This window comes from Psychrobacter sp. NZS113 (genome assembly GCF_015864825.1).
In the GTDB taxonomy this organism is placed as follows: Bacteria; Pseudomonadota; Gammaproteobacteria; order Pseudomonadales; family Moraxellaceae; genus Psychrobacter.
Window position 1 is genome coordinate 1 of sequence record NZ_JADYWL010000002.1, and the last position, 11,969, is coordinate 11,969.

Consider the following 11,969-nt stretch of genomic DNA (forward strand, 5'->3'; position numbering starts at 1 on the left):
GTGCCGGTGTTGGATTATTTGCCTTATGCGTTCTTCTGTTATTTGTCTTTGCTATTGACGCTGCTCTTTGGCTTTACAGGGCTGACTATTAGTCGAACAAAAAATCATTAAATGGTAATTACCTTGTTCATTACAAGGAGTAAAATATCGAAGAGGATATTGATAGAATGGCATAAAAATACCCCGATGAGCCTTTTATGGGACGCATCGGGGTATCTTATTTAGCTGTACTAGAAAGATGTTTTTACGCTTACTTTTCTACATTTTTGTTCAAAGTTTTTTTCAAAAAATGGTCGAATACAAATGGCCCAAAGGGTAAAAACGAACCAAGCACACCTGCAGGCATGGCCCAAAGCGGCATTTTTATTCTACCGACAGTAATCAGTAGGACAAGGATATAAGCGATAAATAATATGCCGTGTGCCATACCGATGTATTTTACCGCTTCGGGCATACCCATCATATACTTAAGTGGCATAGCAATGCCCATCAACAATAAGAAAGAAGTGCCTTCTAGATAGCCGACAACGGTTAATACCTTTAACGATGAATGCTGTTCTTTGCTAAGGCCAGTTGTTTCACTACTAGTAGGGCTGGTGGTCTGAGCTTGTGACACGTTGTGTTCCTTTCGATATTATTGAATGCACCATATGATACTGGCTTTGTTCCATGCTTTGAAGGATTGCTTTGTGTCAGTGACTATATAGTCTATTCTTAGGGTAGACCCCAGAACATGTTCTCACTTCAATCTCTTCAAAACTTGTGTATTTCCCATCCGTTCAGCATCATTTATATAGGCTCAGTTTTTACCGCCTTAGCTTTTATTATATGAGTCTTTATGTCTGTTTCAATCCTTACGCCAATAGACTTTAACGACCGCATCAGCGCGCTCTAATGTGAGTCTTTGTTTGAGTAATCGACGCAGTGATTTGGCGGCACCTGCTTCAAGCGCTCCCCAGACCTTATCGATTTTTAGCGGATGCGTGGCTAGATAGTCGCCGACTGTATTGTCTATCAATGTGGCTAACTCTTTTCCTGCATTTACCTGACCTGTTACCAAAGGCAGTACTGTGAATTTATTATCTGTATCGCTGCTGATGTTATCAGTGCCTATTTTTACGTCGTTAAAATAACTTTGATCGCCTTTATCTTGCGTGATACATAGGACGAGCGGTGGTAATGGATTGTCCCAAAGCTCCAGTAAGCGTGCTACGGTCGGCATCGAAGTCTCATCTGCCACTAGCAGCGCTTGGCCCTCATGTAGATGCTCAACTTTCTCTGGAAACTCGCGCTTACTGATTACGCTATCACCTGCTTGCAATGAGCGTGCCCAATTGCCGCCAGAGGTATCTCCGTGTAGAAACACATCAACCCATGCCTGCATGCCATCCGAGGTTGACCATGCTTTTCTTAGTGTGTAATAGCAATGAGAGCGCGAAGGGCGATCATGCTCATCAGTGACGTTATGCTCTAAATCAAATAAGTACGCATAGCCCGCTTCATGAACTGGTATGGGATTAGATGTATTACTTTCAGGCGATGTTAAGATCAGACGTAGCATATTTTTACTAACCAAATAGCTGTCTTGTACGGTAAAACGTTGCTCAGTCAGTTTGATGGTTTTTTTGCCGAGTTTTTTATCTGCACGTTGCTTGAGCAAAATATATTGCGTCTGTAGTTCGCTAAGCTGGGCGATAGACGCGGTAAATGGGATAAAAAAATTATGATCTTGAGCGGCTGTATTTTGAACGTTTGCGCGCGGATGTGCTGAATCGTTCGGCTGTACTCGTAGCGCGATACCTTCAGCATAAATATCAGTCAACTGTATATCTGCATTATCCATCTCATCGGTCGTTAGGGAAGTAAACGCCTTCAAAAATCCAAGCAACTCATCGAAATGTTCTTCATTGATATGAGCCACGGTACTTGGCAGCTCTGGAAGGTCTAATGGGGTATAGCCGTTTTCTTGAATTGGGCGCTCATTTGTGGCAGCTAAAGTAGAAGGCATCATATATATACTCACGAACAACAGTGAATGGGAGGTGAAAAGAATCATATTTTAAGTTAATGATAATTGTTTTTATTACTATTTACGAGTAAAATCAGTTTTTATTGGTTATCCAATATAAATACAATGATTTAAATTAATGATGAGTGTCTCTATGTTACGTGCAAACCAACTGACCATCAGCCGTCAAGGAAATACTCTGTTAGACAATGTCAGCTGTGAGATTGATACCAAGCAATTGGTGGCTTTGGTTGGACATAATGGTTCAGGCAAGTCAACCTTGATAAAAGCATTAGCAGGCGAGATGGCGAGCAATAGCGGTAGTGTCAATTTGGATGAGCGCAGTATCAGCGATTACAGTAGTAAAGAGCTTGCGCGACAAATGGCATACTTACCGCAGCAGTTGCCTGAAGCCGCTGGTTTTACCGTACGTGAGCTGGTTATGCTAGGCCGTTATCCGCATCAAAAATGGCTACAAAAACCCACTCAAATTGATAAAGATAAAGTAATAGAAGCCATGCGTATTACGCAAGTAGAAGCGTTCGCTGATCGTCTTACCGCCACATTGTCAGGTGGGGAGCGTGCGCGAGTTTGGCTGGCGATGTGTCTGGCACAAGACACGCGATATCTGTTACTTGATGAGCCACTGGCTGCACTAGATATGCACTATCAGTTAGAAGTCATTCAGCTGATTCGCCGTCTGGTCGATAAGCAAGGTTTGAGCGTGGTAATCATCGTACATGACATCAATCTGGCTGCGCAGTATGCCGATCGAGTGATTGCTCTAAAAAAAGGCCGCATCTGCCATAACGGTGATATCAAAAGTACCATGCAACCGGACATACTACACAATATCTTTAATGTTGATATGCAACTACTCAGCCATCCTATAACAGGGCAACCTGTCGCCATCGCTTAATGTCTGGCTCATCTTTTTTCTCATACTTGCTTACTTCACTTTATTTGCCCAAAAGATAGGCCGCCATGTTTCCTGCTCTTTATAAAAATAATATCTCAAAAAATGTCTCAAGAAATACTATCAAACCGTCAACCAAAGATGGTTCATCAGAATCTTCAAAAATACGCTTGAAGCGCTTGTCTCTCGTCGTAAGCCTGGCATTGACTACCATGCTGACCGCGTGTCAAGAACCAGTGACTGAGCAAAAAAACGTTCAGGCAGCTGCTCAAACAGACGTTCAGGTAGACGACGCGACTCGCAATAAAATTAATATTGTCTCACCTGATTGGGGTAACGCAGCAACTTTGACAGCGATGGGCTATCCTCCGATCGCGACTGGTGATGTTCGAGTATGGGACAGATGGGTAGGGACACCAAGCCTACCGCCTAACACGATTGACTTGGGTATTCGTTATCAGCCTAATGCTGAATTGGTCGCCCAGCTGCCAGTTGACTTAGTGGTAGATAACTCTTTTTATCAACATGCCCGCAATTTATATGGTGATGTGCCTGCCGAGTCTATTATGTTTGCCGCCAAAGGTGAGACAGCCAATTGGACAGATTATACTGAGCCCACTCGTAAACTAGGTGAGATAATTAATGAGCCAAAATTGGCAGAAGATTATATCGCCAAAAGTAAACAAGACATACATATTGCTAGTGAGCGTCTACAACAGCGCTATCCAAACGTTAAGAAATTTGCAGTGGTACAGTTTGCTGATGCCAATAACATGCGTATGTATGTCGCAAACAGTTTGTTTCAACCAGCGCTCATAGGTATGGGCAGACAGCTTAACGTGTTGGGCAAGGGTAATAAATGGGGGTTTGTACCGATACGCATGGGAGATTTAGCACAGTTAGACGCTGAGACCTGTCTCTTGATTATAGACCCCCTGAGTCCAATCACCCGTGCTGAGATTGATGACAGTTTGATCTGGCAGCGGTTGAGCTATGGCAATGAGCGCTGTGTGGGTGAGCTACCACCAGTATGGATATATGGTGGCATGTCATCATTGGTCAGTTTAGCCAACAATCTATCAGAAGTCACATTACAGGGCGGGGCCGCATCATGAGCCATAATACTGCCGATACCACCATCAATAACGTTGATTCTATGTCTTCACTTCCTCAGCAAGCCAAGCGCGAATCCCAACATAATAATACGGCTCCCAATCCGTCACCAAATTCGCCGTTACCAGAGGTTCCTACTGCTAGCACTTCGTGGCGATTATGGGTGATGCTTGTTGCTCTCATGGTGTTGTCACTATCGAGTGGGTGGGCATTAATCGATCAGGAGTGGACACGGCCTATCGCCGATCTACTAATGCCAAGCTCACAGTTAGACATTGCAAGTATGGCAACGCAGCTACATTTGGTAGCGACCAGTATCGTGGCGTTATTGGCGGGTGGGTTGCTCGGCGTTGTCAGTATTCTATTGCAGCAGCTGGTCAAAAACCCATTGGCATCAGACACCACTTTGGGTGTCGGTGTGGGTGCGCAATTGGCAATGCTAATCGTGACTTTGTTTTTGCCAAGCTTGGCAATTTACGGTGGTATTTATGTCGCCTTTGTCGGTGCGATTATCAGTATGGGTTTGGTATTTGCATTATCAGCGCCCAGTCGTTTTAACCCATTGATTTTGATACTTGCAGGCTTGGTGGTAAATATCTTGCTCGCTGCGGTTGCCAACGTATTGGTGCTGTTCTTCGCTGAGCGTAGTAATGGCATGTTGTCATGGGCAGCAGGGTTTTTGGCACAGAACAGTTGGCATACCAGTACGATGTTAGCCCTAACGGCTGTGGTGATGGCGGCTGTTTGTCTGCCACTGTTAAAGCCATTAACCTTAATGAGTTTGGATGATTCACAAGCCAAACGTTTGGGCGTGCCCATTAATGGTATACGGGCGCTGGTGGTGCTTATCGTGGCAGTGGTGACGGCCTTGGTGGTGAGTGAAGTTGGGCTGATTGGTTTTATTGGTTTGGGTGCTGCTAGTTTGGTTAATGCACTGGGTATCTCTTCTATCAGCAAGCGTTTGGGGGCAGCTTTTGCTCTGGGTGCATTGCTGTTATGGTTGACCAGTAATGTTGCTTTATTGCTAGAGCCTATACTCGATATGCAAATTCCAGCAGGTGCAATGACCGGTATCCTTGGTGCACCATTGATTATCTGGTTGATTCTCCGTCAGCGCCGTGAGCAGATAGAGACGGTGACCTCGATGGTTACTGGCAAGCCCGTATCGGTGCCATTGTGGCGTTGGGGGGTTGGAGTGGTCTTGATAATTGGGCTGGCGTGTTTATTTGTCCAAGATCTCAACGGGTGGGGGCTGAGTACTGATTGGGCGATTACCGAGCAGTATCGACTGCCTCGCAGTTTAAGTGCGGCAGCAACGGGCCTGATGTTGGCTGTCGCTGGTGTACTGCTGCAAACACTCACGCGCAACCCGATGGCGAGTCCAGAGGTATTAGGCGTCAGCTCGGGCGCGGCACTTGGCGTTATTTTAGGATTTCTATTATTACCAAGCCTGGGGCTGTCTGCCGGAGCGGGTACGTTACTGATTTCAGGACTGTCCGGTGCTATGGCAGTGTTATTGCTGGTCATTTGGCTAGCACGCAGAGTAAGTTCGGGCTATCTATTATTGGTGGGTATTGGTATTGCTGCCATGATGGATGGAGTGATGCACATGGTCAAACTATCTGGCGACCCACGCTTAGAGGCTATGCTCAGCTGGCTATCGGGTACCACTTATAGCGCGCAACCAAGCACCGTTTGGTATCTTATTGGCATTGCGCTTATTTTGTTTGTACTTAGTTTGCTAGTGATAAAACCGTTGCGTATTCTTGGGTTGGGTACAGGCGTGGCTCGTAATTTGGGTGTCGCGGTCACACCTGTGACGCTTGCGCTATTAGTACTGGTAGCGGCACTGAGTACAGCCAGTACGCTTGCTGTTGGGCCATTGAGCTTTATTGGATTGATGGTACCTCATTTGGCTACGTCACTGGGAGCAACAAAGCTAGAGCGTCAATTGCCATTAGCCGCTTTGCTCGGTGCAGGTGTGATGGTGATAGCAGACTGGATTGGGCGCTATGTTATCTTTCCTTATGAGCTGCCTGCTGGTACGGTGGCGGCTATTATTGGTGGCGCTTATTTTTTATGGTTGATTCGTAAAGTGCCCGTTGCTGTAAATTGATAGTTTTTGTATTGGCAGCATATTGGTAACACCATGGCCCCGTTTATCAGCAGGTCGGATAAATGGTGCTTTTTTGTGGGTTTAATACGCCATGCTTTGCTGTATGTCATCTGTCGCACTTAACGCTACCGCGACGAAAGCGGCAACTGTCGCACTGTTATTGGTCTGCTTGTATTGGATATGCACGGGTATGTGTGTGCTGACATTGTTTAGCGTCATAAAGTGACAGCCGTCACTATAAAGCTTGCGCACACAATAGGGCGCAATCGCTACCCCTAAGCTTGCAGCCACTTCAGTCACCAATGTCTGCATGTGTTTGGGTTGGCTAATGATATTGGGCGAAAACCCAGCCTGCTTACACAGTGTGATGGTCTCATCAAAGAGACCGACCGCTTCATCACGATTAAAAATAATAAATTTATCGTTTTTTAGCTGCGCCAAATCAATGGTTGTTTGATTGGCTAAGGCATGACTTTGGTTCACAATTGCTACCAACTTGTCGATATAAATACTGTGGCTGATAAAGTCATCGGCAATAGCGCTTGGCAATGGTCTTGAAAAAGCAATATCGATGCGGTCATTGTTGAATGCTTCTATTTGTTCGGTCACCGTCATCTCAAACAATGACACATGCACATGCGGAAATTTTTCTTTATAACTGCGTACCAGTTTAGCCATAAAGGTTAGGCAGGCCGAGCTTAGATGCGCAATATTGAGTGTTCCGACTTGTCCATCATGGGCTCGTTTGACTTGTGTCTTCGCTTGCTCTGCCAAGCTCAAAATAACAGCAGCGTCTTTCAGCAGTTGCTCGCCAGCGGGCGTGATAGTTACCTCACGAGAAGTGCGATTAAACAGCACAACACCCAATTCTGTCTCTAATGATGAAATATGACGACTGATAGCAGGTTGTACGGTATACAGCTCACGCGCCGCTTCCGAAAAGCTCTGGTACTTGGCCACTGCAATAAAGCTTTTGAGTGTTTTTATATCCATATCATTAATTCCTTTTATTAATGCCTTTCATAAAATCTTGCTCAGTCTTAAATTTTTTATCTATACATTATTCGTATGGATTCAATCATATATTATCATTTCTGTTATTAATTAAGGCGCTTTATAATCACCACATGATTGATTAAATGATTAGAGATAAAAATGGATAAGCCCGTACCAAGCCAGTCGTCAAACCAATCGACAAGCCAGTCGTTAAGCAGATTTATTTTACTGTTAATGACCACCGCGATTGCCGCAACTGCCGCCAACCTTTATTACAACCAGCCGATTTTACCGCTCATCGGTCATGAGTTTGATTTGACCAACGCGCAACTGGGTAGTATTCCGGCATTGACGCAGTTTGGCTATGCCTTTGCCTTGTTGTTTATCTCACCATTGGGTGACTCTATTGCGCGTAGACGCTTGATTGGTATTTTATCCTGCTTATTGGTGGCAGCATGCGGCTTTGCTGCCCTGTCACCAAGCTTACCTATACTATTGCTATCAGTGTTTTTGATCGGTGTCAGCGCCAATATTACCCAGCAGCTTATTCCTTTTGCCGCATCCATGGTGTCTCCTGAAAACAAAGGCGCAACCCTTGGTACCCTGATGATGGGATTGACCATAGGTATTCTATTATCCAGAACCTTAAGTGGGTTTGTAGGGGAGCAGTTCGGTTGGCGCAGCGTATTTGTGATGTCTGCCGTATTTGCTGCCATATTTGGAGTATTGTTACGGGTGTTTTTGCCAACCAATACGCCGCATACCACGCTGCGTTACTTTCCGCTTATCAAAAGTAGCTTATCACTATTTGTAAAACATAAATCCCTGCAAAAATTTACCTTAGCTGGCGCATTTTGGTTTGCCTCATTCAACGTACTGTGGGCAACGCTCGCGATTTATGTCAGTGATGCGCCGTTTAATTACAATGCACAGCAAGCAGGATTGTTTGGTGTGATTGCACTGGCAGGCGTGATAGGGGCTAAATCCTCTGGTAAATGGGTCAATAAGTTGGGCTCTAAAACATTAGTGATGATTGCATTGGCACTGGCAGCCACAGGATTCGCTATTACAGGATTGTTTGCAGGTAATTTGCTGTCGTTGATTGTCGGTATTATTTTAATCGACTTTGCTGTATTCAGCGCACAAGTGGCCAATCAGGTTCGCGTCTTTAGTATCAATCCAGCGGCTCAAAGTCGTATCAACGGTATCTATATGCTGGGTTACTATACAGGCGGGGCATTGGGGTCTATGGCGGGTGTCAAAGCTTTTGCCCTATACCAATGGCCAGGAGTGGTGGTGGTGAGTATCGCCTTTATCATCATCAGCGCAATATTCAATGCATTCGCCAAAAAATAAGTGATATCAGTACAGTTATATCCGTAATAGATATCGAAAGGACTAGGGACACATATGAACCAATTAAAAACCGCAGGTAGTTTAACCTTACTGTGTATTGCCAGTTTGACCATTATGGTCGGTACGTTACTGGCACCCGGCTTGGTTAGTATTTCGGCAGGCTTAGGCATTACCGACAACAGCGTGCTATTAATTACCTTGCCGTCATTGGGTGCGGTGGTATTTGCGCCACTGGCTGGCAAGCTAATCGATAAATATGGTGCATATAAACTCTTGATGATTGGTTTGTTTTTATACGGGCTCACGGGCGCCAGTGCTTATCTTCTACATGGGCCAGCACAGGTGTTTAGCAATCGGTTTTTATTGGGCGGCATAACGGCAGTCGTCATGGCGAGCTGCACGGTACTAATCTCCACGTGGTATCAGGGGGAGGCTCGCTTAAAGATGATTGCTAAGCAAGGTATGTCCATTGAACTGGGCGGGGTCATCTTCTTGTTTTTAGGTGGCTTACTGGCTTCACAGTTTTGGGCATTACCGCTATCGATTTATTTAGTAGCGTGGGTGTTTTTAGCCATGCTGCTACTGTTTGTACCACGGCATCATATAACTGCTGTAAACAATGAACAGATTGCCGAGGACGATAGCAAAACCATCATTAGTGGCTTATCTCTAAAAAATGTGTATCTTATCTCAACCTTAGCGATGACCATATTTTTTACCTCAACCGTGTTACTGCCCATCACCATGCATGAATTGAGCTATAACGAATCACAAATTGGTCAACTACTGGCCTTTATCTCTTTGGTGGCGGTCGTTACCGCAGGCTTCATGCCAAAAATAATCAAATGGTTAAATGAACCTAAAGTCTTGGCACTGGCATTTTTAGCATTTGCGTTGTCGTATATTTGCTTTACGCAAGCCAGTACCTTGCTATTAGTATTAGGCGCGCTATTGATTGGCATTGGCTTTGGTTTTAGTATTCCGCTGTTGAACCACATGACTGTCGAGCTAAGTGCTGCTAACGTACGCGGCCGCAACTTATCTTACTTTACGATGGCGGTGTTTTCGGGTCAGTTCTTCACATCATTTATGGAGTACATGCCGGGCGGCGCACACAACGTGTTTATTATGTGCAGCGTGTTCAGTGTCATCATTAGCATGGTTTTATTTGTGAAAGGTCGCAAAGCTGCTTGATAGAGCGCTTGTATTTTTTATAAGGGAACATGAAGGGAAGCAGCTAGCTTGCAGGTCGTGTTAAGCCAGTTGCTTTTTAAGCGTTCGTAAACGGCTTTTAAATTCTGAGCGGTCAACATAACAGCCTTTAAGACGACGCTCGCCCACATTTTCATCAAATGCATTACGTCCGTGCAGGACTCGGCGATTATCAAAAACGACCATTTGACCCGCTGCTAATTTCAACTCAATCTTATAGCGACTGTCTTTTAGTCGAGCCATCAGCTCTCGATAAGCAAGGTAGTAGTCGTACATAACATCACTTGGCAAATCAAAGATATCGGCAAGATGGGCGTTGTATTTGATTTCGACAATATTGCCAAAGTTGTCTAGATTGATGACGGGGTGGTGCTCACGGATATCATGAGCAGTGTCATGAAAACGAAAGGGGATGGCATATTCGGCAAGCAAACGAAAATACTCAGGCTGATCTTCTCTTAACTCTTCTAACACCCTTAGTCCATCCACAAAAGTAGATTCGCCGCCTATACTTTCATTACTCAAAAAATGTAAGAATTGATAGCCTGGAGGCAACTCCTGATTTGGCAAGTCGGTATGCAAAGGTAATGAGAGTGACGTATAAGCCAAATTAATCGGTGACTTTTCTGATATGACATCGAAGGTCATGCCGAAATTAGTCTGCCGCAGGTAATCAACTCGCATGGCTGTTTGTACACCAGCGTCAGAATCGTTCGGCATATTATCAATAATGGTAAGCCCATATTTATCCAGCGCACTCATCCACTCATATAAAGCGCTGTCACTGGTCATGATGCTCTGTTGGTCATACATCGGAATATGGTCAATAAACGTGCCATCCCAACTTTCATAAGGACTGCTATGGTCCTTGGCCAACGCAATAGAATAACCAAACTCACGTAACCAGCTTTGTTCAAAGTGGCTGATATGCGCTTGTTCTGACCATTCAATCGTCAGCGTTGTCTCATCAAAAGAGACGGATAGCGGATGGATATCTTTTGAGATACTCAGCAAATCAAAGCTACGCTCGCCAGTTTGCGGATGAAAAGCAGATGGGCAGTTATCACGCAGCCAGATATAGTGGTACGTACTGTCGATACCATCATTCCAGCGTATTTGAATAGCGCGGTCAATGAGCGCAACGGATTCTATTTGATAGTCAGTTGCTGCGATGTCTAGAGATGGTGTTGCTTGAGGCGTTTCCATTGGAGCAGACCCTACATATACATGAAGTAAAAATATATTTTACGGTATATTGCTAAGATCGGTTATTCAAACACTGAATTACGAATCACCTAATGGGCAATATCAATTAGCATGTGACAGAGCGAGTGATGTGGGTAATCTAATAGGAGGTAGCAGATAACTTGTATTATGGCTCATTGACATGAGGGATATAGTTGAGTTCAAATAATTCCAATATAAGGAAACCGTGTGCAAGCTATTGTATGGCTTTGCGAACGCCATTTTTAGCCCATTTACCGTTTACTGTTCAGATTGAGGACACGCCCTAACTAAGGAAGAATAAATGAGCAATACAAACAACGTCTGGCTGGCAGGCTTTAAATTAACTTCAATTAATTTTTATGATATCTATCCTGCTAATAGTAAAAAATATGACTTTCCTAAGCATTGGAAAGTACTTCAACGTATAGAAAAAACAGCTGACCCTAAGTTATTAGAAATAAAAAAGGTGTTTAAAGAAGAAATGTTGGAGCTATCCAAAGCTAGTAGTGGTTTTTTTAAGACCAATCACTTACCAGACAGCTTGTGGGTAGAGAGTAGTGACACCAAGCTACCGCCATCGTCTGAATATATTTTCAAGGTAAGAAGTGGTGGTGTTGTGTTTACCCAAGCCTGTGCTCAGCTGCTACAGCAGTTTCGCTTAGGGGAAAGTACGCTCACGCCAGTGCAAATCTACGACCTTGAGACACAGCAGCTGTGTAGTGAGGAGACCTTTTATTTTCTTAATTTGTGCGAGCGACGAGAGTACCTTCGAGACTTGGAGTCAGATGGTCTGTTGGTGTCTTTTATGACCGATGAAAAGGCTGTTCAGTATAGCGTTCGTGGTGACATCAAAAGTGGACAGTTACTAGTAGATCAGTCCGTACAGAACTGCGAGCTAGATCTATGGCACGACCCATTGTTGATGAGTTATGTATTTGTGTCCGATGCACTGCATGACGCCTTGGTACAAGCGAATATGGACAGTCAATGGGAGATGGTGTCTTGTCAGCTGGTTTAGATAAGAT

At 44.5% G+C, this 11,969-nt stretch carries 10 protein-coding genes; 6 read left to right on the forward strand and 4 right to left on the reverse strand.

Features of this window, described 5'->3' with window-relative positions; genetic code table 11:
* Nucleotides 1-250 precede the first annotated feature (250 nt).
* Nucleotides 251-616, reverse strand: a complete 366-nt coding sequence (locus tag I6E61_RS02895) for a DUF3817 domain-containing protein (RefSeq protein ID WP_197129521.1) — start codon at nt 614-616, stop codon at nt 251-253.
* A gap of 231 nt (nt 617-847) precedes the next feature.
* Nucleotides 848-2,011: an SIP domain-containing protein gene (locus I6E61_RS02900; protein WP_197129524.1), complete on the reverse strand. Its 1,164-nt coding sequence runs from the start codon at nt 2,009-2,011 to the stop codon at nt 848-850.
* Between the two features lie 151 nt (nt 2,012-2,162).
* On the opposite strand from I6E61_RS02900, the gene I6E61_RS02905 reads away from it, so the two are divergent.
* The 3 genes from I6E61_RS02905 (at nt 2,163) to fhuB (ending at nt 6,153) form a co-directional block, all read left to right on the forward strand.
* Nucleotides 2,163-2,927 carry an ABC transporter ATP-binding protein gene (locus I6E61_RS02905; RefSeq protein ID WP_197129527.1) on the forward strand — a complete coding sequence of 255 codons (765 nt, stop codon included), beginning with the start codon at nt 2,163-2,165 and terminating at the stop codon, nt 2,925-2,927.
* A 65-nt stretch (nt 2,928-2,992) separates the two neighbouring features.
* The gene (locus tag I6E61_RS02910) at nt 2,993-4,039 is read left to right on the forward strand and encodes an ABC transporter substrate-binding protein (protein WP_227685652.1); all 1,047 of its coding nucleotides are present in this window, start codon (nt 2,993-2,995) and stop codon (nt 4,037-4,039) included.
* Nucleotides 4,036-6,153 carry a Fe(3+)-hydroxamate ABC transporter permease FhuB gene (fhuB, locus tag I6E61_RS02915; protein WP_227685653.1) on the forward strand — a complete coding sequence of 706 codons (2,118 nt, stop codon included), beginning with the start codon at nt 4,036-4,038 and terminating at the stop codon, nt 6,151-6,153. Before I6E61_RS02910 ends, fhuB begins: the two co-directional genes overlap by 4 nt.
* Before the next feature lie 81 nt (nt 6,154-6,234).
* On the opposite strand, the gene I6E61_RS02920 is transcribed toward fhuB, so the two are convergent.
* On the reverse strand, nt 6,235-7,146 hold the full coding sequence (locus tag I6E61_RS02920; protein ID WP_197129530.1) for a LysR family transcriptional regulator: 912 nt from the start codon (nt 7,144-7,146) through the stop codon (nt 6,235-6,237).
* Between the two features lie 162 nt (nt 7,147-7,308).
* On the opposite strand from I6E61_RS02920, the gene I6E61_RS02925 reads away from it, so the two are divergent.
* Together I6E61_RS02925 and I6E61_RS02930 are read left to right on the forward strand one after the other, a co-directional pair.
* Nucleotides 7,309-8,505: an MFS transporter gene (locus I6E61_RS02925; RefSeq protein WP_197129533.1), complete on the forward strand. Its 1,197-nt coding sequence runs from the start codon at nt 7,309-7,311 to the stop codon at nt 8,503-8,505.
* A gap of 54 nt (nt 8,506-8,559) precedes the next feature.
* Complete coding sequence (locus I6E61_RS02930) at nt 8,560-9,699, forward strand: MFS transporter (RefSeq protein ID WP_197129536.1); 1,140 nt, start codon at nt 8,560-8,562, stop codon at nt 9,697-9,699.
* Between the two features lie 60 nt (nt 9,700-9,759).
* On the opposite strand, the gene I6E61_RS02935 is transcribed toward I6E61_RS02930, so the two are convergent.
* Nucleotides 9,760-10,923, reverse strand: a complete 1,164-nt coding sequence (locus I6E61_RS02935; RefSeq protein ID WP_197129550.1) for a TauD/TfdA family dioxygenase — start codon at nt 10,921-10,923, stop codon at nt 9,760-9,762.
* Between the two features lie 322 nt (nt 10,924-11,245).
* On the opposite strand from I6E61_RS02935, the gene I6E61_RS02940 reads away from it, so the two are divergent.
* On the forward strand, nt 11,246-11,962 hold the full coding sequence (locus I6E61_RS02940; RefSeq protein WP_197129554.1) for a hypothetical protein: 717 nt from the start codon (nt 11,246-11,248) through the stop codon (nt 11,960-11,962).
* Nucleotides 11,963-11,969: the final 7 nt, after the last annotated feature.

Bases quoted from the DNA above. Each gene is read 5' to 3' on its own strand.
- I6E61_RS02930 (WP_197129536.1), top strand. From the start codon at position 8,560: ATGAACCAATTAAAAACCGCAGGTAGTTTAACCTTACTGTGTATTGCC.
- I6E61_RS02935 (WP_197129550.1), bottom strand. From the start codon at position 10,923: ATGGAAACGCCTCAAGCAACACCATCTCTAGACATCGCAGCAACTGAC.
- I6E61_RS02940 (WP_197129554.1), top strand. From the start codon at position 11,246: ATGAGCAATACAAACAACGTCTGGCTGGCAGGCTTTAAATTAACTTCA.
- I6E61_RS02910 (WP_227685652.1), top strand. From the start codon at position 2,993: ATGTTTCCTGCTCTTTATAAAAATAATATCTCAAAAAATGTCTCAAGA.
- I6E61_RS02925 (WP_197129533.1), top strand. From the start codon at position 7,309: ATGGATAAGCCCGTACCAAGCCAGTCGTCAAACCAATCGACAAGCCAG.
- I6E61_RS02920 (WP_197129530.1), bottom strand. From the start codon at position 7,146: ATGGATATAAAAACACTCAAAAGCTTTATTGCAGTGGCCAAGTACCAG.
- I6E61_RS02905 (WP_197129527.1), top strand. From the start codon at position 2,163: ATGTTACGTGCAAACCAACTGACCATCAGCCGTCAAGGAAATACTCTG.
- fhuB (WP_227685653.1), top strand. From the start codon at position 4,036: ATGAGCCATAATACTGCCGATACCACCATCAATAACGTTGATTCTATG.
- I6E61_RS02900 (WP_197129524.1), bottom strand. From the start codon at position 2,011: ATGATGCCTTCTACTTTAGCTGCCACAAATGAGCGCCCAATTCAAGAA.